Here is a 22,568-nt window from a genome sequence, read left to right as displayed (position 1 = left end):
CCCGCCATGTACGGCGGGTTATTTTTATGGTGTTTCGTATAAAATGGAACCTGTATTTGATAAATCATAGCCGCCGATTGCAGAGATTTTCTCTTGGAAATTTTGAGAATTTAAAGTTTCCAAAACCAGATCACGCAGTCTTTCATTGTCCTGTGTTTTCAGCAATACAAGATCATACTGCTCTTGAATCAACGGAACGAACTCCACATCAATGAGACGCGAGGCCTTTTCAATTCCTACTCCCACATCTGCCTGACCCGAGGCAATGCGCGCCGCTACGGCCATATGATTCAACTCTTCGTCCTCATAACCTTTTATAGCAGACGGGGCAATACCTGCAAGACGCAGCTGTTCATCTAGCAGGACGCGTGCACCCGAGCCTTTCTCACGATTGATCAGGCGAATGCCGGGCTGTCCTATATCAGACCAGGTACTAAACTCTTTCGGGTTGCCTTTTTGTACATACATTCCAGCTGTTCTACCGAGTAAATTAACGACCAAATAAGATTGGCCAGTAAGTAAACGTGTAATATACGGCAAATTATACTGTTTCGTTTCACCGTCAAACAAATGCGTACTGACAATATCTGCTTCTCCTTGAACCATTTTAATTAAGCTATTGAGACTGCCTGTAAATGAACGTAATGGACGAACGCCTAGTCCGGCATCTTCAATCGTATTGGCTAAAATATCAAGGCTCAAATCTTGCCCGCTAATAATAATCGAGGAAGCTCTAGATAATCCAGGTGCCTGTTCTTCCGAAACTGCTTGGACTGGCTGTCTTGTAGGAAAGTCACCTCCGCTTTTTAACCGCTCTTTATAAGCCGATAAATCCACTGCATCTACACGCATTTGCCTTCCCACACGATAGGCACGTATTTCGCCTTTCTTAATTAAATCATAGACCGTAAGTTTTGAAACTTTCAGTAGTTGGGCAATTTCTTCTGTTGTATACGATACACTGTTATCTAGATTGCTCATTTCTTCATCCTCCAATGCACATTCATTCTATCTTCCGTCATTTCTATGAAAAATGCAAAATTGACAAGTATAGCAAACCATATTAAGATAATTTTAAATATAATTAACTATAACTAGTTATAGTTAGTTTTATTCAAGAGAAAAGGAGGAATAACAGTGAAACGTTTTTTACTTTCGGTTACATTCGCCGTGCTGTCTGTCCTATTGTTCGGATGTTCGAATAACAATGAGCCAGAAAAAACAGATGCGACCGTAGATCAGGAAACGCCTGAGTCAAAACAGCAACCTGATGAAGAAGTGGCGTTATTAATTTCTGCTGCAGCCAGCTTGACAGACGCATTAGAAAATTTAAAATCGACTTTTGAAGAAGAGCACGAAGGAATTAAACTGACTTATAATTTCGGTAGTTCTGGAAAATTAGCTAAAAACATTGAAAACGGAGCACCATCTGACGTTTTCTTATCTGCAAGCTCAAAAGATATGAATGATATGGAGGAAAAAGGATTAATCAACAATGAATCTAGAGAAAATTTCACATCAAATGTACTTGTATTAATCACACATAAAGATTCGGACAGTACGATTGACTCGTTTGAAGATATCGATCCAGCTGCTCTCGATCACTTTGCAGTAGGCGAACCTGAATCCGTTCCAGTAGGACGCTATACGAAAGAAGCATTTGAAACTCTAGATTTATGGGAGCCTTTGCAAGATAAACTAGTGTTAGGTTCAGATGTTCGTCAAGTGTTGACACATGTGAAAATGGGTAATGCGGATTATGGCGTGGTTTATTCGAGTGACGCATATATTTCGTATGATGTAAAAGTATTGGCTGAATCAGATCCTGAATGGCATGCGCCAATTGTTTATCCCGGAGCAGTTGTAGAAGATTCCAAACATCAGGAGGCTGCACAGCAATTTTTGGATTATTTGACGAGTACTACAGGAAAAGAAACATTGCAAAAATTTGGATTTAAGTAAGAGGAAGGGGGAGTAGGCTTGCTTGAAATGGATTATTCACCTTTGATTTTATCGTTGAAAGTAGCTGCCATCTCCACTTTCTTCGTGTTTTTAGCAGGAGTTTTCATAGCTTATTTACTGTCAAAACGAGATTTTTTTGGTAAAAGTATATTGGAAGCTTTGTTTTTGTTACCTCTCGTATTGCCGCCTACTGTAGTGGGGTTTGGTCTGCTCATTTTATTCGGGAAAAAAGGGTGGATCGGTAGTTGGCTATTGGAATGGTTTGATTTTCAAATTGTTTTTACGTGGATTGGAGCGGTCATAGCTTCGATTGTTGTGTCATTTCCGTTAATGTACCAGAGTGCTGCAGCTGCGTTTGAGAGTCTGGATGAACGGTTTTCAAATGCCGCACGAACGATGGGCGCTTCCGAATGGCGTGTATTTTGGACTGTGGTTTTTCCACTTGCCTGGCCAGGCTTGCTGGCAGGATTGGTTTTATCGTTCGCAAGAGGTCTTGGAGAATTTGGAGCAACATTGATGCTTGCGGGATACATACCAGGCAAAACGGATACGATCCCAATGGCTATTTATTTTGCAGTGGAGTCCGGTCAAATGGAAAAGGCGACATTTTGGGTCGTCATCATCATTACATTCGGATTCAGTCTGATTTTGTGGGTGAACTGGTGGAGCAAGCGTAATATTCGTCGATTTAGCAGGATGTGAATGAAGAAATGGGGGAAGCGGATGCTGAGCGTACAACTAACTAAACGGCTCGCGCATTATGAAATGGCTATTCAATTCGATGTGGGAGCAGAAATCCTCGTGTTGGCCGGTCTATCCGGTTCAGGAAAAACTACAGTGTTAAACTGTGTTGCAGGACTTGTGCATCCTGATAGTGGATTGATCGCATTGAAAGATCGGTCATTTTACAAGAGTGGTGAAAAACCAGTACCAGCGAGAGAGCGTCAAATTGGTTATTTATTTCAAGATTATGCTCTGTTTCCGCATATGACAGTCGAAAAGAATATTTGGTATGGCGTCAAGAAAAAGCACTACAAAGAGGAACAGGATACAATTAAGCAACTTCTGCACGTGCTCGGTATTGAACATTTGCTGCAAAAGTATCCCCATCAAGTGTCAGGCGGTGAAAAGCAAAGAGTTGGGTTAGCGAGAGCGCTCGCCACGCGTCCATCTGTTTTATTACTGGACGAGCCATTGTCTGCACTTGATAAAGAAACCAGGCAACAATGTCAAGAAGAACTGCTTCGCCTGCATGAAATTTGGCAAATTCCTTTCATTATAGTGACGCATGATCTGGAGGAAGCCGAGAAGCTAGGTGATCGTATACTTTATTTAGATCAAGGTCATATCGCAGATGAAAAGCGAATTAAACATTTGGTAACCGCTTATTGAGGTAACGAACCAATCAACGAAGCTCCGATTCAATGGATCAAAGCTTTTTCTATGTCTTGCTGGACCTAGACATGGCTTGTATTTAAAACAAAATATCGCCATACTAGTAGGTATCAATCCATTGAAGAGGGGCCAATCCTGTGAGCAAACAGCTAAATGACCGCAAAGCAGAACATATCCAAATCGTCTTAGAAGAACAAGTGACAGGAAACACGATTACAACGGGCTTAGAGCACTATCATTTTATACATAATGCACTGCCTGAACTGGCATTTGACGATATTCAGATAGAACAGGCTTTTTTCTCAAAATTATGCAAGACTCCATTTTTAATCAGTTCCATGACAGGAGGTGCTAATTTTGCTGAAACGATCAACCGAAACTTGGCACTGGCCGCAGAGCAAAGAGGCTGGGCCCTTGCACTTGGCTCGACGCGTGCTTTAATCGAAAGTGAAGCATATAGACAATCTTTTGATCTGAGAGAGTATGCTCCCACCATTCCGATCATCGCAAACTTGGGCGCAGTTCAGTTGAATTACGGCTTTGCTGCAACAGAATGCCGAAAAATCATTGATTATACAGACGCAGATGCGCTTGTCCTTCATCTTAATATTCTTCAGGAAGTCATTCAGCCGGAAGGAAACACAAATTTCAGCAGTTTACTGCCAAAAATAGAAAAACTATGTACTGATTTGTCCATTCCAGTTGGTATTAAAGAAGTGGGATGGGGAATTGATCGGTCCACTGCTGAAAAACTGCTGGATGTCGGTATTTCTTTTATCGATGTTGCAGGAGCAGGAGGCACATCATGGAGCCAAGTTGAAAGATTTCGGACGGACCCAGTTAAGCAACAAGCTGCCGCCGCATTCAGTGAGTGGGGCATACCTACTGCGAGCTCTGTGGAGTTAGTGAAACCGACTATGGATGAAAAAATATTAATTGCAAGTGGTGGGTTGCACACTGGCGTAGATGCTGCAAAGTGTTTCGCATTAGGTGCAGATTTTGTCGGTTTTGGAAGATCGATTTTAGAGGAAGCTACCGTTTCTGTAGAAAGCGTTTTACAAACAATGGAAATTAGAGAACTCGAATTACGGATGGCAATGTTTGCAGTCGGCGCACAAAACCTTACTGAACTGCAGCAAACAGAACGACTTCAAAAAACAACTCCGTGAATTTTTGGTCACGGTTTGTTTTATATATTAAAAGGAGGAATTATCATGTGGAAATTAGTGAACGGAAAAATGATTCAAACAACCGATGAGACGCGTGTGAAATTTCGTACGAACATCAGCAAAGAGATTTTACAGCGACTAGACGATTTATCCGAGGAATACAATACATACAGCAATTATTTATTGGAAAACGGTTTACGAAATATTATAACGCATGATGTGATTCAGTATGATAAAAATTTACGCCCGAAAGATCGAATTCAATATAAAACTACATATGACAAAGAATTATTGGAAACCGTCAAACAGCTGGCAAAAGAACAAAAGCTGTTCGTCAATGATGTCATTGAGTATTGTGTGGATCATATTGATTTTAGCGATTTGAAAACAAAAGAACATAAAAACCGCTTAGAAGAGTAGCGTGGAAGGTATTAGAGAGTGCGTAAAATATAGAGTGTGTAGAACGCCCCGAACATAATATAAATTATAGGAAGTTAAGTTTCAGTTATAAGTATACTTGTGATATTGAGATATTAGCGGTTTTTAATGTACAAGGACACCAAAGTCCGGACTATTACTATACCCTTAAATTTTTTCTAACCAAAATTCACCATTTTAATTTCTAATTATTTTTGTTTTTATTCATCAATTATACTTTTGTTGTACAATTAAATGCTTCAAAAATGGACAATCGTTGTTTCAGATTGCGTCCTTTAGTTTTAGAGTCTATTTACATTACTCTAAAACTTTATCATCAAAGTTAGAATTTAAAAGTTGTGTTGTCAAAATCTACTTGGATCCTATATTTATGCGGAACAAGAACCTCATCACCAATCTGGCCCATCGTTATTATCGCCTATTTTAAGATTAAATGAATTAGAATCCAGATTGTAATTTTCAACTGACTCATAAAAAATTGATTTTACTTCTTCTTGTACAAATTCAGTAGCCCCTTTATTTTCTAATACATATTTCACCTGAATATCATCACTGGAATAAACAGCCACCAACGTTTGAAACTCATAGCCTTTACCTTCTAATTTTTTGCCTATCTGTTCAATAAAGCCATCCTTTTGATAAAGTCGAGTTAAAATCTCCTCTACTTCTTTTTGTTTCTGTTCTGCCTCCACATCTATTTCGCGATCTGTGAAGTTCGCAGCTGTTTTCCCATTTGTTAAAGGGGTACCAATATACAAAAAGGTTACAACAAATAGAATCGCTATGAATCCTGCTGAAGCAATTCCCCCCTTTTTCACGTTGTACACATCCTTTTTTTTATTTTAAATATATGACTGTACCAAAGGGTTTAAAACGACTTGAATTATTGAAAAACTAACCGTAATTCGTTATGCTGCCTTATTCTACAAAGTGGTCCGATTGATGAACGGACGCAAATGGTTGCTATCGCAATCGCGCCGTTTTATTGAAGATTGGCAATCCTTCGCACAAGAATTGCGACTATGTATGTAAAACACTAATCATAAATATGAAAAAGTGACTAATTTACACTTTTCGCATCGATATGCTGGAACTTTGCCTATTTTAAAAACTGAATCATTTATCAAGACCTCGTTTCCATCATCAAAGAAAACGGAATCCCCTGATTCTGACCAGCAAATTCGACGAGGAGAAAATATATATCCTTGCTGTACTTCATCACCACATTTGTGACACTTTAAAGTTTCGTTCATATTACTAACGCCGACTTTCCTAGATATTTTTTATAACTCACTATAAAACAAAATGGCCCTATTCTGCAATACGAGGCGCAGATCCTTATTCAAGAGGTGCGTCCAGTTTCTTGTAGAAAGTTATATAACGCTGTTAAGTAAAAAATATAAAACTCCCTATTTTCTTAACACCTTTTCGCATTTTAAAAAAGAACAAAGTAGCAAGTGCTAAATTAATACCCCCCATAAAAAGAAAAATAAAGGTGAAATATTTTCCCCCTACAGTTGGTGAACTGAATATTGTTATTCCGAAAAAAACGTAGATTACACTAATAGCTGAAAGAAAAACTGTTAATTCTTTGATATTATTTTTAAGTAGTAAGTAACCGCTTAAAATTAAGATATAAGATAGACTTAACAAAATTAGTATAGGGTACATGGGATAAAACTTTGCCGCATAGATGAAATGGTCCAATTGCGATATCTCTGAATTATCCGTAACTTCCCCATTAAACGTTTTCGAAAAAAATGCTGTGTATTTCCATTCCCAAGGAACATCTCTTATCATGCTTCCTTCATACCAAGATATTAATGTTGAAAATACTAGCAGCATTAATGCTAATAGATATTGAATGGCATACTTCATTTGTAACCCCCTCATTTACTTTATTTTAAGATGGGGCCCATCTTAAAATATCTAGCCCTGATATAGATCGAGCGGGATTACATATCATGAATTACGCCTAATTGCGGAAATAACATCTGGTTATTTATAAACTGATTTGTGCTTCCCCTGTGCATTTTCTCTAAATTCCCATTGGTTTTCTGAATACCGATACACAATGAGTTTGTAATGCTCTAAATCCTCCTTGGATAGGTTATTTTTTAAATAACTTTCGACCTCGGTAATATCTTTTTCTTCGTAAACTGATACATCAAGAACAGGGTCAGTGTCACCGATTGATGTGCTTTGAACATTATGGTTATCCCATAATGAGTCCATTACTGCTTCTGTACTGTACGGTTCTTTTTGCATAAAACCAACTAGTGCAATCCCTATGACGGCAAATACAGAAAAGAATACGCCAAACTTTGTTTTTACTCTCATTTTTCTCATCCTCACTGTTTGCTATTTGTTACCTGAAATATTTCGTAAAAGTATTCACCGTACCAATATAGGAACCACTTTTACTACACAAAATGGCTCCGATTGCAATACAGACGCAATTGCTTTATTGTCTATTATTTGCTGCGTTAATTTTCTTTACATCAGAAAATCCTATTACTACACAAATAAGTACACCTAAACCAAAGAATCCTGCAAGCAGCCAATTATGTTCCCAGTTGATAATCAGGCAATATTGGCAAACTAATGCAGTTATAAATGCTCCATACTTTTCATGCCATTTATATGATTTTGAAGGATTTTTATTGACCAAGAACCCATCCCCTCTCTTGAGTGCCATTCCACAAAATGGACCGATTGCTACATACTAACTAATTCGGAGCTTTCTAACTTATGAAACAAGTATACACTATTCATTAGTTAAATTGGGGTTAAATTATGGAAGCGTAAAATGCAATTAAGCATTTTTTTAATGCCTATACCTTTAGTAGTTCCTGCATTAATATAAAATTAAAGGTTCTTCTTTATTATTATCAGGAATGACAAGTATTTTACTTCGACAATTTCTTCATCACCATTCTATTGTTTCCAAATTTAGTAGACGCATTGTGTATAATAGGCTTATACATTTGTACACCTCCTTGGTATTTACTAATAAAAGGTCTTAACTTTGGTGTCCAAAAAGTTGGACACCAAAGTTAAGACTAAAATTGTAATAATGCAATATTATCAAGGTTTCATATCTGATTATATAGTTCGAACTTTGATGTCCTTCAACACTTTTTAAGGTAAATTTTACACTCGACTTATTAATAATAATTGCGAATTGTACATATAAAAATGCAAAGCTCGATTAAAAATGAGCTTTGCTTAGTATAACACTATTTTAGCGCCTGTACGTTCGGTTTTTAAACATTAACTACGTATTTGAGTGAAGCTGACACATATTAAGTCATTGCGACTTACGTTATCCAGTCCTTCATCTTTTTATAGACGGTTTGTGACGGTAATGATCCACCTCGTTCAATATTGCTTATATAGGATGTCGAAATATTCAATTCGTCGGATACTTGTTTCAGTGTTAAACCACGGTTAATGCGACACTCCTTAAAAACACTACCAATGTTCTTGCAAACTTCTTCTTTAGTTTGCGCTAAGGAAAAATTGTTTGGTGTCTTGATTGATTTCTTTCTCTCAATCGGCTCATAATAGCTAACAATCTCGTCAGGTGGCGCGATGATGATCGTAGCATCTAACCAGATACGTAGCCATCCTTTTTTCGACATACCGTCCTCGTTCCAATGATTGTACTGCCAAAATGTGATTACGCCTTCTTCTTCCAATAGGTCAAGGGCTTTCTCCAGTCGGTCCCGAATACGTGAAGGTGCTTGTGAATCTATTTGTATACCGATTTTTTCGAGTAATGTACTGATTTTATGCGGCTGCAAATAGCTTGCTTTTCGTGCCTGAGTACGCCAACGCCAGCTTACATAACGGATGAGTTTCTTCTCCCATTTCCTTTGATACGGATTGAATTCAATCGCTTGATTCGGTAATAACTTTACTTGTCTGGCAGCACCTTGCAAGAAAGGCTCAAAAACTTCCCCAATCGTTACATATAGACGTTCGGGTAGTGACTTTTCATTCAATTCGCATGGACTGCCGTCTTCATTCGAAAAAATGAACGCACGCCCTTGCATCTTCTTGTTGACAGGTTTACCTTGTTCATATACTAAGACCGTCTCAAGTTCCATCCATAGCGATTGTATAGTTGAAAGCGCTTTCAATACTTGGATACGTTGTTCTTTTTCATAACCACCGCGCCTACCTGTTCCTCCAAGTTTTGTCTTCAGTCCACGGATTGTCAGTAGATCATCGAAGCGGATTTCTACGCGGTCACCTAATTGCGCCAAATACAAATGGCATAGAGAATCTAATACGTCCACATCGACTTCTGATAACGTCTGAGCATCATTATGCAGTTGATTCATACGACTTGCTGTTCGATCCTCTTCACGCGGAAGTAGCTGTAAAGAACCTGCTAATCTAGCACCTTGAATAGTTGCTCGTGGCCATTGACCGAGCTCGCAGACAAAGTTTTGGTTAGAAATCGCTTCCGTAATGAATTGATAGATAGCATTGCTCATGACAACAAGATTATTCGTTTTTGCTGTTGATTCAATAGGCTGATGTACGGAAACCTGCTCGCCGACTCCGAGTAATTCATTGATCTGTTCCATTGAATTTTTTTCTAATTCAAACACCGCAAGTATTTCCGAAAGCATTTTTTCGATGTAAACGTTGACGTCAGCGGTAAATTTATTCAGAAAGCTATCGTTGGAAGCGAAATTCATCCTCATTTCTTCGAGGAATAATACATTCAATATTTCTCTTTCAAGAGCGTTCAGAGTATCGTATCCATGCTTTTTGATCATCTCACTGACGGTATGGTTCATTAAATACGTCCTATACCACGTGCTGAATACATTCCAAGAATTCTCATCATTTAGACGTGTATGTGCACGTACCATTTTATCGTATTTAGCATATAATTTATTTAGGATTTCCCATTTGAGTGTTGGCTTATTCACAAACAACGGTGCAAGATGACCTTCATAAGTACTAAAAAATTTAGCGACCATGAACTCTGTCGATTTCGCGAGCACTTCGCGTCTCGCATCAACACGAATCTTGAAAAATAAATCAATATTGTTTTCGTAGTCTTGCTGACGGACGATGAATGTCTCGTTTTTCCCCCTCGGGAAAATACGGTTGGCATCCACTTTTTTTCGTACGTTTTCAGATGGAAAATTAATTAAGTAGTTATAGTCAAAGAAGTTATGCCGGTGATCGTGTATAATGATCACTTGGAAGTGGTCGATTTTATTTGCGATGTTTTGATGATGGGTCAGTTCACAGTTCGTGTCATTTAACAGTAAATCGTAATTGTTCAAAATAGTCCCCCCGATAAACCGTAAGTTTCAAGTAGTATATCATGAATTTACAGAATTATCTATTCGCTTTCGCGGTAAAAAAGTTAGTCGCGTTATAGACTAAGCCAAAAAAGCTCGTACAGTTCATAAATTGAACTGTACGAGCTTTTTATGGTTAACAGGCACTTATGATACGAGCGCACCTTCTAATTTTATTTCTTTGATGAGTAACGCAAGAACTTCGAACAGATCTCCAACAATACCGTAATCTGCCATCTTAAAGATATTCGCTTCTTCATCGCTGTTGATTGCGACAATCACTTTGGAGTTCGACATGCCTGCCATATGCTGGATTGCTCCGGAAATACCTACCGCGATATAGAGATCGGGCGTAACCACTTTTCCTGTTTGACCGATTTGCAGCGAGTAATCGCAGTAATCTGCATCACAGGCACCTCGAGAAGCCCCTACAGCGCCGCCTAGCAAGTCCGCTAGCTCATACAATGCATTGAATCCTTCGGCGCTCTTGACGCCGCGTCCGCCAGCAATAACGATTTTCGCTTCCGATAAATCTACGCCTTCCGTTTTCTTACGGATAACTTCTTTGACGATCGTACGCAAGTCTTTGACATCTACTTCTTTTGCTATGATGTCACCCGTTCGGCTAGAGTCAGGCTCCAATGCGGAAATATTATTCGGACGGATCGTGGCGAATAACAGTCCATCGTCTTTCATCACTTTCTTTTCAAACGCTTTACCTGAGTAGATCGGTCTAGTGAAGACTACTTGATCGTCTTCTTTTTCAATTGCCACCGCATCCGAGATCAATCCAAGTTCCAGGCGACTTGCGATTTTAGGTGTCACATCTTTACCGACTGACGTATGGCCCATGATGATGCTGGATGGCTTCTCGTCCTCCATCACTTCCATGATGACCTGTCCGTAGCCTTCCGATGTATAATTGCTCAAGTTGGCATGTGAGACGGTAATGACACGATCTGCACCATAGTGAATCATTTCTTCAGCCGGTCGCTGCAAGTCTCCGTCACCTAGTACCAGTGCCAGAATTTCTACGTTTTCGTTTATTTGTTTTGCCGCTGCGATCGTCTCATAACTTACTTTACGCAGAACCCCTTGCTGCAATTCCCCGATTACCAGTATCTTTTCACTCATAGTAAAACTCCTTTCGTTTCGTAGATTGCTTAGATTACTTTCGCTTCATTGGACAATAAGTCGACCAGTTCTTTGACTTGCTCTCCTGTTTCACCTACCAAAATGCGTCCTGCCTGCTTTTTAGGAGGCAAGAAAATAGAAATCGTTGCCGTCTTCGCTTCGACGTCGTCTTCATCGAGATCCAAATCATCGAGCTCGAGTTGCTCAAGTGGCTTTTTCTTCGCCTTCATGATACCAGGAAGGGACGTATATCTTGGCTCATTCAGTCCTTGCTGGCACGTTACGAGCACCGGCAAGGATACTTCAATTTTCTCGAGATCCCCTTCGACGTCCTTCTCAATTTCCGCCGTGCCGTCTTCAATATCCAGCTTGACGATCGTCGTAATAAAAGGCATATTTAGGCGCTCCGCTAGACGGGGTCCTACTTGTCCGCTTGCTTCGTCAATTGCCACATTGCCTGCGAGGATCAAATCCGCTTCTTTTCCTTCAAAAAATGTCTCAAGAATCTTCGCTGTCGTGAATTGATCACCTTCATCAAGGTCGTCACTCGTATCGATGAGTACCGCGTCATCTGCGCCCATCGCAAGTGCCGTACGCAATTGCTTCTCCGAGTCCTCATCACCAATCGTCACAACAGTCACCGTTCCGCCGTGCTTGTCGCGTTGCTGGATCGCTTCTTCGACTGCGTATTCGTCGTACGGATTAATAATGAACTCCGCACCACTTTCATCTATTTGATTGCCTGACACGGAAATTGCTTCTTCCGTGTCGAATGTTTTTTTCAGTAAGACATAAATATTCATGTATAAGTCTCCTCCTTGTACTCTAGAGTTACCATTATTTGATTTCTTCAGTGTTTAAAGGTTTCGGCAATATTTTCGTACCAACTAAATCCTCTTCACTTGTATGGATCCCGTGAATTGTTTTAGGAATTAACGGCAAGAATAATAGTGCAATGACGATGAAACCCATGATGACGAAAGATGTATTCACTACCGCGCCGACGTTATTACCGCTTGCAGAGAAGATTGAGAACGCGACCAACGCAAACGAAGCACCCATTCTCTGTGCAAGGTTTTCTATTACCGTGTTCGTAAACGTCACGACATTCATCCGTTGCACGGAAGCTTTGGAAACGACCAATGCTTTGACGACCGGCGTTTTGAGACCAGCTCCAACCCCCACCAGACTCATCGCCGTGAACAAATAAGCAAACGATGTCGTAAGATTAACGAAACTCAACATGATGATCCCGGAAGAAAAGATGAGAATTCCCGATCCCATAATGGTCCGGGCCGAAAATTTCTTTAAAACTCTTCCACTGCAATATGCTGCGACCGACGTCCCGAGGAACACTGCCATCTGCAGGAAACCTACAGTCGTAGCGTCTTTTCCTTGTACGTTTTGTACAAAGAATGTCAGCAAGTACATCACACCTGCGTATCCAATAAGGATGAATACAGCAATCGTCGTAGGTACCCAGAAGTTCCGATTCGCAACATACTCTAAATCGAGCAACGGTGCTTTTTGTTTTTTCTCTACAACGATCAAGATGATCAACGCAGTGACGAATACTAGCAATGATGGAACCCACATTCCAGATTCGATTCCGAAGCTGTTAATGAATGTTGGAATCGTCAGCAAACCGAGCAATAGAGCGATAACGAAAATCAAACCAAGAACATCCAACTTCTTACGTGCTTGTGCTTTGACGTGTGGAACAAAAGCAAAGAGTGCAATGCCTAAACCACCAAGAACAGCAGTGAATATAAAGCTTGCCTGCCAGTTCATCGTATCGACGATCATACCGCTGATGACCGGACCAAATACCGCACCGATTGTAATAAACGCCGCAAACGTTCCAATCGCCTTCCCCCGCTGTGTCCCGACCATGAATTTACCGGCATAGGCAATCCCCGATGGCGCAATCGCCGCGCCCGAAATACCTTTAAAGAATAAACCGAGAACGAGCACCCAGAAAGAAAACGAGAATGCTACGAGCAATGATCCGATTACCATGAAAATACCGCCAATTAGGATGACGATCTTCAATCCGAACGAATCTCCAATCCATCCAAGTAGTGGCTGGAATCCTGTTAAACCAACAGCCAGACCCAGTTGCATCCAGACTGCGTATCCCGGCGTCAGATTAAATTCGGCAATCATATGCGGGTATGCGGGAAGATGGGTTGCTAAACTTAACATAATAAAGAATGCTCCGAAACTTATGAATAAAAAACCTCTATTAATCGATTTATCTTTCAATGCCATTTCACTCATATAGTGGCCTCCCTTTATCGATGATGGAATGGTTTTCAAGCTTTGGTTATTATGTCACATCTAGCTGTGGTCTAAAAAAGTAAATCCGCAGAAGGAGTTTCAGTCTGCTCAGAGCAAAACCGAAGCTCTCCCGCCACAGATCAGAGTGTTACTGGCTATTTAGCCGATATTAATGACACAAGCTTTTTCCTGTGAATAATCCAAAATCGAGTCCGTACCGTAACCACTTTCCTTTACACCGCTAAACGGCAGGTCCGCTCCTACTCTAGCGTACGTATTGACCCATACATTACCCGCTTGAAGCTTATCAATCATACGATGTGCAAGACCGAGATTTTGCGTCCATACGCCCGCTGCCAGACCGAAGTTCGTGTCATTGGCAATTTGAATGGCTTCTTCTTCCGTATCGAACGGAATAGCAACCGCCACAGGACCGAAAATTTCTTCACGAGCTAGTTTCGTGCTGTTGTCCGCTACTTTCACGAGTGTAGGCTGTACCCAGTACCCGTCCGCGAATTCAGGTTGACCCGGCAGAACCTCCTGTCCGCCGTATTTTCCGCCGAACACTACCTCATACTCGTCTTTTGACGCTTCGTCGATATACCTGCAAACCGACTTGAATTGCGCTTCATTTGCGATAGGTCCCATTGTATTAGTAGTATCTAGTGTGTTACCGTGCTTGACAAATTCCTTGTCCGTCATCAACTCTTTCAAGCGACCTATCACCTCATCGTAAATAGAGCGCTGGATCAACATGCGTGAACCACCCACACAAATCTGGCCGGAGTTCGGAGTAAAGATTCCGTTGATCAATCCATGTACCGCCTGCTCGATATTTGCATCTTCAAAAACGATATTCGGTGACTTGCCGCCCAGTTCAAAAATCAATGACTTCGGTGAATGGGCAGTTGCTTTTGTGATGCGTTCCGCTGTTGCCTTTGAACCTGTCAAACTCACTTTATTCACTTCTTCGTGACTGACAAGATAATCTCCAATTTCGCGACCGGAACCGGAAATGACATTGAGTACGCCAGGAGGCAGAATTTGTGAAATCAATTCACCGTAGCGCAAAGATCCAACCGCTCCGCTTTCAGCCGGCTTAATCACTACTGTATTGCCTGCTGCGAGCGCATAAGCAGCTTTGATCGTAAATGTAAACAATGGTGCGTTCCAAGGTAATATTCCGACTACTACTCCGTACGGCTTGCGTACAGTGAAACCGAAATCTCCTGTACCCATCTGTACAGTGCGCCCTTGTCCGCCTACTAATGTTGCCGCACTCGCTGCATCGTACCAGACTTGCTTCAATACTTCCGCGAGATAGCCATATTCATCCAGTACCCAGCCGTTGTTACGCGTCTCAAGTTCAAGCAGCTCTGCAGCGTACTCGGGTATCATATCCCCGATCTTGCGCATATAATCGCCGCGTGTACGTGCCGGTAGGTCAGCCCAGCCTTCAAATGCTCCGCGTGCCGCCTGGATCACGAGTTCTGCATCTTCTTTCTTACTTGACGGGATCTTTGCCCACACTTCGCCTGTTGACGGGTCGATACTGTCGGCTACGGCCCCGTCCTTCGCTTGTACGATCTTGCCGTTGATGATATTGCCGTAAGTCGTCAATTTGGATTTCTCGGATACGTTCGTCATATATTTTCCTCCTTCAAATTACCAGCCTAGTGAAGAGACTACTTTTTCTTGATAGAAAGGGGTGGAACCTAAATACTGATCATAATAGCGAGCGCGCTTTACAAATAGATGACAATCGATTTCTTCCGTGATTCCGATTCCGCCGTGAATCTGGATATTATGTGCCGAAACTTCGATGAATTTCTCCGTCGCATATGTACGGGCGCTGTATACTGCTGCTTCTCGATCGAATTCGTCCGTATCTACTACCCAGTTGGCATAATGACTCAGTGAACGGGCAATTTCCAAATTCACTTTCATGTTGACGATACTGTGTTTGATCGCCTGGAAACGTCCGATCGCTTGGCCGAACTGCTCCCGAATCTTCGCATATTCCGTCGCCATATTGACAACACTTTCCATTGCGCCGACGATGTATGAACTAAGCGCAGCGTTGAAGTACAACAGACCTTCTTGAAGCTGCATCCATCCCTTGTCTACTTCACCTATAATTTGATCTTCTTTGATGACTAGATTATTGAATTCGATTTTGGCTACATGTTTTGATTCGTCAAAGGAAGATAGTTTCTCGATGTTCATCCCTTCTGTCTTGTCGATCAACACAAGAGATAATCCGTCCTCTTGATCCTCCTGGTTTGTGCGTACCAATATGAGGAATGCATCCGCAAGTTCCGCTTCCGGTACAAGCGTCTTCGTGCCGTTAAGCACATACTGTCCATCCTGCTGTACTAATGTACATTGGATACCTGCTGGGGAGAAGTCGTTGAAAGGCTCCAGTGCTGCGAATGAAACCAGTTTCTCTCCTGAGGCAACCGCTGGCAGATACTGTTGCTTCTGCTCCTCTGTGGCGTATTTCTTCAGCGTCGGTACTACCAACGCTGAAGTTTCCATGAATAAGCCGGGTACTAGTGAACGTCCCATCTCTTCGAACGTCGGAACGAGATCGAGTGCATCCAGATCCATACCATCGTATTCTTCAGGAATGTTGATGCCACTGCATCCAAGTTCAGCTAATGTCGTGTACACCTTCTTCAGATTTTCCGGATTATTGTCAATCATTTCTCGAGCCAACTGTGTACCGCCGAATTTATCCAACATTTTGCGGATATGTCCACGGAACATTTCTTGCTCTTCTGTCAGTGAAAAGTCCATATTTTATCCCTCCAAGTCAATTAACGTCCCATGTCTTTCGGCAAGCCTAGTACGCGCTCGCCAATCGTATTGCGTTGTACTTCACTCGTACCGCCACCGATTGTCTGTCCGAATGATGCGAGGAATAAATGTTGCCACTTCGGATCCGCTGCGGCATCCTTATCAAATAGCACGCCTTGGTGTCCTTGAATCTCCACTGCAAATGCAGAGAGTGCCTGGTTCAATTCAGTTACCACCAATTTATCGATGGATGTTTCCGCTCCTGGTTGACCGTTTTTGATCGTAGTGGTCAGGTTTTTATAGTAATTCAAGAGCGATCCGCGCACGCGGGCATAGAAATTCGCCAATTTTTGTCTGACTAAAGGATTTTCAATCAATGGTTTGCCATTTACTTTATACTGCTGTGCCAGTTCCACTGTATCGTTGAATTGCTTTTCGAGTGTGAAGAGTTCTGCACCGATCCCCGTACGCTCATGGAGCATCAAGGCAATCAGAACATGCCAGCCCGAGTCTACTTGTCCGACGATATCTGCATCTGTCGCTACAGCGTCTGTCATATACACTTCGTTAAAGTCTTTGTGTCCGTCCATCTGCACGATCGGAAACGTTTCGACTCCTGGTTGATGCATATCCATCATGAACACCGTAATACCACGGTGCTTCTTTTCTGGGTGCGTACTCGTTCTTGTCAGAAGAAAGCATTTATCCGCCACGTGGCCAAAACTTGTCCAGACTTTCTGACCATTGATGAGCCAGCGGTCACCGTCTTTTACTGCACGTGTTTTCAGGCCTGTTAAATCCGACCCTGCGCCCGGCTCTGAATAGCCTTGGCACCATATTTCTTCACCTGTTAGGATTTTTTTCAAGTATCTCTCTTTTTGTTCATCCGTCCCAATGTCGATCAATGTAGGACCTACCATATGGATCCCGATATAGTTGATGAGTGGCGGCGCTTTGACGCGTACCATTTCTTGGTGGTAGATGATTTCTTCCATCAAGCTGGCGTTGCGGCCGCCATATTCTTTCGGCCAGGCGATGGCTGCCCATCCGCCTTCATACAATTTATTTTGCCATGCACGTAACACACGTGAGTATTCATCCAGGTCTTCCGGCAAGTCGCGCTTGCCTTCTAGCCAGCCTTCAGGAAGGTTTGCTTCAAGCCATGTTCGTAGTTCGATTCTAAATTTTTCTTCTTTTTTTGTAAAAGAGAAATCCACACTCGCTCATCCTTTCTATCTCATTTATCGATCAATTTGTAGCCGGAATCCACTGTGGCAATGCACGGTCTTCCGTAATATCCACCCATGTCATTTGGATCGGCATACCGATTTCCAAATCTTTTTCTTCGCAATTCAAGATGTTGCCCATAATTTTCACTTCTGGCACTTTGTCAAGCTGTGCGAGTGCGATAATCGTCGGTAACTCATCCTGGAAACCTGGTAAGAATGGACGGTAGGAAACCACATACGAATAGACTGTGGCTTTAATATCGTCGCCGAACTGTTCCCAGCTGACGTTTTCACTTCCGCATTTTGCGCACGTAGGGCCCGGCGGTTGTGAGTACGCATTACAGTCATCACATTTTTGCAGAGCTAGTTGGTGTTTGTCCGCTGCATCCCAGTACGGAGCATTATCTATATCTTTCAATGGAATGGGTTTTTGGTAAGCAGTCTTTGCTTGTGTCATAGTTATTCCTCCTAGTTTCGTAAGATCATGGCGCCTGCGATATCCGGTCCAGCCCAACCGGTACAAATACCGATCTTGCAATCTTCTACTTGGCGGTCGGTTCCTTTGTAGTCATGGCGCAGCTGTCTGACGATTTCAATGGCATTGTTCATTCCGTGTGTGTAACCTTCGGATAGCATGCCGCCCGCTGTATTGGTTGGTAGTTTACCGCCGATCTTCAAGTTGCCTTCTGCAACGAAATCTCCCACTTCTCCACGTTTCGCAAATCCGTATGCTTCAAGCTGTCGCATAACAACCCAGCTGAAACAGTCATAGATGGAGGCAACATCGATATCGTCCGGTGTCACACCCGCGTTTTCATAGAGCTCTTCCGCTACGTAATCAGAAGCAACCTGGTCGATATCGTTCCAGTAGTGAGCGTGCGGATGACATTGTCTTGCCGCCATCCCCATGATATAGACCGGTTTTGACGCGCAGTCTTTTGCTTTTTCAGCAGACGTTACGATGATCGCATTTCCTTCATCGAGTTCCAGGCACGAATCATGAATATTGAATGGAGAACTAATATCCGGTGTAGCGAGATAGTTTTCCATCGTTAACGGCTTACCATGCAGGAAAGCTTTTGGATTTCGTTGCGCATGCTCATAGAAGCTCAAGCACACGTGCCCCAGATGTTCTTTCGTAATGCCCGTTTCATGCATATGACGTGTCGCATACATGCCGAACCATTGCGATGGGCTTGCCGATCCGTATGGAATCACGAAGCTTCCGCCTGTGAGCGCTCTCTGCAGCATATCGGGATCATATCCGCGACCTACACGAGTTCCCGAGCTACCGTTCATGGAACGATAGATCAATACCGTGTTCAGCTGGCCGGCTTCAATGAGCGCCACTGCATCCGCAATGAGCATTTCCGTACTCGCTCCGCCGCCCTGGATATCCTTAACATACTTCGGTCGTACACCAAGATAGGTTGCTAATTGGTGGGACGTACAGGAATCCCCTTCGTTATAGTTCATGAATCCGTCGATGTCCGTCGCTTTCAAGCCCGCATCTTTGATTGCTGCGTTGGCCGCATCGAGCGCCAAATGCAGAGGCGTTTTTCCCGATTTTCTTGAGCGTTCGCTCTCTCCTACGCCTACAATGGCATAGCGGTCCTTAATAGTTCCCATAGATATATTCCTCCCATTTCACGTCTGTTTATGTCAGTTGTAAGATGGCGCTGCCTGATCCGACTACTTCTCCCGATACTTTCTCGGCCGTCAGATCCAGTGCGATCCATCGCTTGCCATCTTCTTCATATGTTCGTTTGACAACACCCGTGCAGCGTATTTCATCGCCCGGTACCGTCATTTTGCCGAAACGCATCTTAAAATTTGCAACGCGTGCTTCCTTGCCAGCAATTTTCATCACATATTCCCCAAGGAAACCCATTACGAGCATGCCGTGCGCTATGACGCCATCCATTCCGATTTTCTGCGCAAAACCATCGTCCAGATGCAACGGATTAAAATCCCCGGAAGCACCTGCATATTGTGCTAGTTGCACTTTCGTAATCGGCGGCTTCACCATCGGTTCAAGTTTCTGATCCACAGTCAATTCTTCCAACACCCAATCTTTGATCATACGAAGTCCCTCCCATTAGTTTTTCGCTGCGCGATAGACGATATTCATTCGGCTAATACAGACCAGTTCGCCTGTTAGATCTTTCATTTCCGTATCAAGCTTCAAGAACTGCATTTTTCCGCTCTTTCCTTCTTTGTCATACAGACCACTTACTTTGATCTGGCAACGTAGTTGATCTCCTATGCGAATCGGTTTGTAGTAGAGGAATTCTTGCTCACCGTGCAACATCCGCCGGTGGTCAAGTTGTAAGGGCATTTCTACTTTGCTGTCGTTCATCGCAATCGGGAATGTGGGCGGGACAATTAGCCCTTCGTATGCCGACTCCTTCGCATATCTGTCGTCTGTATAGAGTGGATTGTCGTCTCCGATGGCAGTGGCGAATTGGCCGACATGCCGACTTTCGACTTCAAACACGTATTCGTCGCTCATTAAGCCTATAACACTTTTATCCAAGTCCATTTTCCATCCTCCTCTTATTTGGTGATGATCAATGCATCTGCCGCTACAATTCCGTCTTCGTAAACGATTAACGGGTTAATGTCTATTTCCTGAATAATATCCGAGTAGTCTTCAATTAATCTAGAAACCTTCAATAACACGTCGATGATTGCTTCTTGATCGACGGGCTTTTTATTGCGTACGCCTTGTAGGATTTGATAGCCCTTCAAGCTTTCCATCTTATCGATAGCATCTTGTCTTGTGATCGGTGCGACACGGAAAGATACATCTTTGAAGACTTCTACAAAGACACCGCCGAGACCAAACATAATGACAGGACCGAATGTCGGATCACTTGTTACACCGACGATGACTTCCACGCCTTCCGGCAACATTTCCTGGACGGATATGCCGTGAAGATCCGCTGTCGGGCAATGTTCTTTTGCACTGCCGTAAATTTCCTTGAACGCCTGGCGCACTTCCTGCCCGTTCTGGACATTCAGCCGAATGCCGTTGACTTCCGTCTTATGCGGAATATCAGGCGAATCGATTTTCATGACAACCGGATACCCCATGTTATTAGCAGCTTGTACTGCAGCATCCTCCGTCTTGGCAGTGATTCGCTTCGCTGTGCGGATACCGTACGCGGAGAGAATTTCGCTCGACTGCGATTCGCTCAACGTTTGGTTTGCGGGTAACAAGTGCCGGATGTTCGATACGTCCAGTTCTGTTCTTGCCGGCCCATCGCTGATTTTGTGCGCCTTTCTGTAAGCCTCTGCATAATCCACTAATTTTGCCAACGAGCGGATAGGATTCATGTCACCGAGAATGAACGGGATACCGTTGTCCTCGAGATACTGGACGCCTTTTGGAATAGACATGCCTTTTAGCGGGAAGTTCGATATCATCACGAACTTATCCGAGTTCTTGCATATCTCAACGAATTCCTGAAGGAGCGGTGTGTTTTCATCCCAGTGAATAGGGAACTCAGGGAATAAGATGATGTCCGTATCCGGATCATTGACTAGTACTTTTAATGGTGCGAGATACAATTCTGGATTGGTAATCGATGCGGCTGCAGTTAAATCAACCGGATTGGAAGCGCTTGCAAAATCAGGAATATTTTTCTCAATTTCTTTTCGTACTTTATCGCTAAGCGCATGGATGTTTAATCCGTACGACTCACAACGATCCGCTTCGTTGATTCCTCTACCGCCTGAACTCGTGACGATAACTGTATTTTTGCCTGTCGGGAGTTTATTGGCCAAGAATAATTTAGAGAATGAAAGAATATCATCGTAATCGTCCGCACGCACAATGCCTGCTTGCTTGAAGAATCCGTCATATACTTTATCAGCACCAGCCAATGAGCCGGTATGTGATGCCGCTGCACGACTGCCTGCGCTGCTTCGTCCGGACTTCATGATGACGATCGGTTTATTGATTTGAAGCGCGAATTTCGCTAGTTTCCGTAACTTGGCTGCGTTTTTCTCGCCTTCCAAATAGCCGCTTGCTACTTTTGTTTTTGAGTCATGCAACATGTATTCAATAACATCGGAGAAGCTCACATCGACTTCATTGCCGACACTGACGAAGTAATTAAACGTCAAACCATGTTGAGCTGCCGCAATATACGTCAACACGCCAAACGCGCCACTTTGCGTAACAAATCCCACTTCACGTTTCTTGCCAAGCGGCACATTCGTGAGTCCTGGAGAGAATGTCCCCATCAAGCCATTTGTTGTATTGAGAAGACCTACACAGTTCGGTCCGATCAATCGCATATGGTATTGTTCCGCGATTTCTTTCAGGCGGTTTTGTGCAACAATTCCTTCTTCTCCGATCTCCGAGTAGCCGGATGCAAAGACAATCGCCGCCTTGACACCGCTTTCACCACAATCGATCAAACATTTCTCTACTTGATTAATACCGACACAGAGAATAGCTAAATCGACTTGTTCCGGTGTATCGCCTACGCTTGCGTAACAAGGCAATTCTCCAATTTCTTTCGATGTAGGATGGATGGGGTAGATCTCGCCTTCAAATCCTGCGTCTAATAGCGCTTTCAATTGCAAGTAACCAATTTTATTCGTGTTTTCCGAAGCACCTAGTACGGCAACTCTTTTTGGGTTGAATAAGGGATCCAGCTCAATATTCGACGGTAGTACTTCATTCAACATTTTCATCATCTCTTCACCTCTACCCTTTCTTATCAACTTTTTCTTTTTACTTGCTTGAATAGAATCATAGCAAAGTGGTTTTTCCATTACTTTTTCTTTTTTGAATTAAGTAATTAATTTTATTAGGTCTG

Annotated in this window: 23 protein-coding genes; 5 read left to right on the top strand and 18 right to left on the bottom strand. The window is 42.7% G+C overall.

What is annotated here, in order from left to right; genetic code table 11:
• Window positions 1-24: 24 nt before the first annotated feature.
• On the bottom strand, window positions 25-981 hold the full coding sequence (locus MKX97_RS08525) for a substrate-binding domain-containing protein (RefSeq protein WP_342537437.1): 957 nt from the start codon (window positions 979-981) through the stop codon (window positions 25-27).
• Window positions 982-1,137: 156 nt separating this feature from the next.
• Between MKX97_RS08525 and modA the strand changes: the two genes are divergently transcribed.
• The 5 genes from modA to MKX97_RS08500 all read left to right on the top strand — a co-directional run bounded on the left by modA (window position 1,138) and on the right by MKX97_RS08500 (window position 4,946).
• Window positions 1,138-1,962, top strand: a complete 825-nt coding sequence (gene modA, locus MKX97_RS08520; protein WP_342537436.1) for a molybdate ABC transporter substrate-binding protein — start codon at window positions 1,138-1,140, stop codon at window positions 1,960-1,962.
• 18 nt (window positions 1,963-1,980) lie between these two features.
• Window positions 1,981-2,664, top strand: a complete 684-nt coding sequence (gene modB / locus MKX97_RS08515; RefSeq protein ID WP_342537435.1) for a molybdate ABC transporter permease subunit — start codon at window positions 1,981-1,983, stop codon at window positions 2,662-2,664.
• Between the two features lie 21 nt (window positions 2,665-2,685).
• A complete protein-coding gene (locus MKX97_RS08510; protein WP_342537495.1) occupies window positions 2,686-3,354 on the top strand; it encodes an ATP-binding cassette domain-containing protein in 669 nt (222 codons plus the stop codon).
• A 140-nt stretch (window positions 3,355-3,494) separates the two neighbouring features.
• Complete coding sequence (gene fni, locus MKX97_RS08505; RefSeq protein WP_342537434.1) at window positions 3,495-4,526, top strand: type 2 isopentenyl-diphosphate Delta-isomerase; 1,032 nt, start codon at window positions 3,495-3,497, stop codon at window positions 4,524-4,526.
• 45 nt (window positions 4,527-4,571) lie between these two features.
• The gene (locus tag MKX97_RS08500) at window positions 4,572-4,946 is read left to right on the top strand and encodes a hypothetical protein (protein ID WP_009496648.1); all 375 of its coding nucleotides are present in this window, start codon (window positions 4,572-4,574) and stop codon (window positions 4,944-4,946) included.
• A gap of 407 nt (window positions 4,947-5,353) precedes the next feature.
• Here the strand turns inward: MKX97_RS08500 and MKX97_RS08495 are convergent, their stop codons facing one another.
• From MKX97_RS08495 to MKX97_RS08415, 17 genes are all read right to left on the bottom strand, one after another.
• Window positions 5,354-5,782, bottom strand: coding sequence for a hypothetical protein (locus tag MKX97_RS08495; protein WP_342537433.1), 429 nt, complete (start codon window positions 5,780-5,782; stop codon window positions 5,354-5,356).
• Between the two features lie 222 nt (window positions 5,783-6,004).
• Complete coding sequence (locus tag MKX97_RS08490) at window positions 6,005-6,217, bottom strand: PF20097 family protein (RefSeq protein ID WP_221838033.1); 213 nt, start codon at window positions 6,215-6,217, stop codon at window positions 6,005-6,007.
• Window positions 6,218-6,350: 133 nt separating this feature from the next.
• Window positions 6,351-6,842, bottom strand: coding sequence for a DUF4306 domain-containing protein (locus tag MKX97_RS08485; RefSeq protein ID WP_342537432.1), 492 nt, complete (start codon window positions 6,840-6,842; stop codon window positions 6,351-6,353).
• Between the two features lie 120 nt (window positions 6,843-6,962).
• The gene (locus MKX97_RS08480) at window positions 6,963-7,304 is read right to left on the bottom strand and encodes a hypothetical protein (RefSeq protein WP_342537431.1); all 342 of its coding nucleotides are present in this window, start codon (window positions 7,302-7,304) and stop codon (window positions 6,963-6,965) included.
• Between the two features lie 124 nt (window positions 7,305-7,428).
• A complete protein-coding gene (locus MKX97_RS08475; RefSeq protein ID WP_342537430.1) occupies window positions 7,429-7,635 on the bottom strand; it encodes a hypothetical protein in 207 nt (68 codons plus the stop codon).
• A gap of 649 nt (window positions 7,636-8,284) precedes the next feature.
• Window positions 8,285-10,276, bottom strand: a complete 1,992-nt coding sequence (locus MKX97_RS08470; protein WP_342537429.1) for a helix-turn-helix transcriptional regulator — start codon at window positions 10,274-10,276, stop codon at window positions 8,285-8,287.
• 165 nt (window positions 10,277-10,441) lie between these two features.
• Window positions 10,442-11,428, bottom strand: a complete 987-nt coding sequence (locus tag MKX97_RS08465) for an electron transfer flavoprotein subunit alpha/FixB family protein (RefSeq protein WP_342537428.1) — start codon at window positions 11,426-11,428, stop codon at window positions 10,442-10,444.
• 29 nt (window positions 11,429-11,457) lie between these two features.
• Entirely contained in the window at window positions 11,458-12,231 is a 774-nt protein-coding gene (locus tag MKX97_RS08460; RefSeq protein WP_009496651.1) for an electron transfer flavoprotein subunit beta/FixA family protein, read from the bottom strand.
• A gap of 34 nt (window positions 12,232-12,265) precedes the next feature.
• Window positions 12,266-13,708, bottom strand: a complete 1,443-nt coding sequence (locus MKX97_RS08455) for an MFS transporter (RefSeq protein WP_078816626.1) — start codon at window positions 13,706-13,708, stop codon at window positions 12,266-12,268.
• 159 nt (window positions 13,709-13,867) lie between these two features.
• On the bottom strand, window positions 13,868-15,355 hold the full coding sequence (locus MKX97_RS08450; RefSeq protein WP_078816625.1) for an aldehyde dehydrogenase family protein: 1,488 nt from the start codon (window positions 15,353-15,355) through the stop codon (window positions 13,868-13,870).
• A gap of 18 nt (window positions 15,356-15,373) precedes the next feature.
• Complete coding sequence (locus MKX97_RS08445) at window positions 15,374-16,507, bottom strand: acyl-CoA dehydrogenase family protein (RefSeq protein WP_078816624.1); 1,134 nt, start codon at window positions 16,505-16,507, stop codon at window positions 15,374-15,376.
• Window positions 16,508-16,527: 20 nt separating this feature from the next.
• Window positions 16,528-17,724, bottom strand: coding sequence for an acyl-CoA dehydrogenase family protein (locus MKX97_RS08440; protein ID WP_009496656.1), 1,197 nt, complete (start codon window positions 17,722-17,724; stop codon window positions 16,528-16,530).
• A 31-nt stretch (window positions 17,725-17,755) separates the two neighbouring features.
• Window positions 17,756-18,193: an OB-fold domain-containing protein gene (locus MKX97_RS08435; protein WP_009496657.1), complete on the bottom strand. Its 438-nt coding sequence runs from the start codon at window positions 18,191-18,193 to the stop codon at window positions 17,756-17,758.
• Between the two features lie 11 nt (window positions 18,194-18,204).
• Window positions 18,205-19,365: a thiolase gene (locus MKX97_RS08430; protein WP_342537427.1), complete on the bottom strand. Its 1,161-nt coding sequence runs from the start codon at window positions 19,363-19,365 to the stop codon at window positions 18,205-18,207.
• A 28-nt stretch (window positions 19,366-19,393) separates the two neighbouring features.
• Window positions 19,394-19,819, bottom strand: a complete 426-nt coding sequence (locus tag MKX97_RS08425) for a MaoC/PaaZ C-terminal domain-containing protein (protein WP_009496659.1) — start codon at window positions 19,817-19,819, stop codon at window positions 19,394-19,396.
• A 15-nt stretch (window positions 19,820-19,834) separates the two neighbouring features.
• Window positions 19,835-20,278, bottom strand: a complete 444-nt coding sequence (locus MKX97_RS08420) for a MaoC family dehydratase N-terminal domain-containing protein (RefSeq protein ID WP_342537425.1) — start codon at window positions 20,276-20,278, stop codon at window positions 19,835-19,837.
• Between the two features lie 14 nt (window positions 20,279-20,292).
• Window positions 20,293-22,446 (bottom strand): acetate--CoA ligase family protein, encoded by a 2,154-nt coding sequence (locus tag MKX97_RS08415; RefSeq protein WP_342537424.1) that lies wholly within the window; start codon window positions 22,444-22,446, stop codon window positions 20,293-20,295.
• Window positions 22,447-22,568 lie beyond the last annotated feature (122 nt).

The organism is Sporosarcina sp. FSL K6-3508 (assembly GCF_038615825.1).
Taxonomy (GTDB): Bacteria; Bacillota; Bacilli; order Bacillales_A; family Planococcaceae; genus Sporosarcina; species Sporosarcina newyorkensis.
This window is presented reverse-complemented; position numbering and strand designations above follow the sequence as displayed.

Excerpts from the sequence above, each read along its gene's own strand:
- MKX97_RS08455 (WP_078816626.1), bottom strand. The coding sequence starts at position 13,708 with ATGAGTGAAATGGCATTGAAAGATAAATCGATTAATAGAGGTTTTTTA.
- MKX97_RS08525 (WP_342537437.1), bottom strand. The coding sequence starts at position 981 with ATGAGCAATCTAGATAACAGTGTATCGTATACAACAGAAGAAATTGCC.
- MKX97_RS08460 (WP_009496651.1), bottom strand. The coding sequence starts at position 12,231 with ATGAATATTTATGTCTTACTGAAAAAAACATTCGACACGGAAGAAGCA.
- MKX97_RS08415 (WP_342537424.1), bottom strand. The coding sequence starts at position 22,446 with ATGATGAAAATGTTGAATGAAGTACTACCGTCGAATATTGAGCTGGAT.
- MKX97_RS08420 (WP_342537425.1), bottom strand. The coding sequence starts at position 20,278 with ATGGACTTGGATAAAAGTGTTATAGGCTTAATGAGCGACGAATACGTG.
- MKX97_RS08430 (WP_342537427.1), bottom strand. The coding sequence starts at position 19,365 with ATGGGAACTATTAAGGACCGCTATGCCATTGTAGGCGTAGGAGAGAGC.
- MKX97_RS08500 (WP_009496648.1), top strand. The coding sequence starts at position 4,572 with ATGTGGAAATTAGTGAACGGAAAAATGATTCAAACAACCGATGAGACG.
- MKX97_RS08510 (WP_342537495.1), top strand. The coding sequence starts at position 2,686 with ATGCTGAGCGTACAACTAACTAAACGGCTCGCGCATTATGAAATGGCT.
- MKX97_RS08445 (WP_078816624.1), bottom strand. The coding sequence starts at position 16,507 with ATGGACTTTTCACTGACAGAAGAGCAAGAAATGTTCCGTGGACATATC.
- MKX97_RS08485 (WP_342537432.1), bottom strand. The coding sequence starts at position 6,842 with ATGAAGTATGCCATTCAATATCTATTAGCATTAATGCTGCTAGTATTT.
- MKX97_RS08425 (WP_009496659.1), bottom strand. The coding sequence starts at position 19,819 with ATGATCAAAGATTGGGTGTTGGAAGAATTGACTGTGGATCAGAAACTT.
- MKX97_RS08490 (WP_221838033.1), bottom strand. The coding sequence starts at position 6,217 with ATGAACGAAACTTTAAAGTGTCACAAATGTGGTGATGAAGTACAGCAA.
- MKX97_RS08435 (WP_009496657.1), bottom strand. The coding sequence starts at position 18,193 with ATGACACAAGCAAAGACTGCTTACCAAAAACCCATTCCATTGAAAGAT.
- MKX97_RS08480 (WP_342537431.1), bottom strand. The coding sequence starts at position 7,304 with ATGAGAGTAAAAACAAAGTTTGGCGTATTCTTTTCTGTATTTGCCGTC.
- MKX97_RS08450 (WP_078816625.1), bottom strand. The coding sequence starts at position 15,355 with ATGACGAACGTATCCGAGAAATCCAAATTGACGACTTACGGCAATATC.
- MKX97_RS08465 (WP_342537428.1), bottom strand. The coding sequence starts at position 11,428 with ATGAGTGAAAAGATACTGGTAATCGGGGAATTGCAGCAAGGGGTTCTG.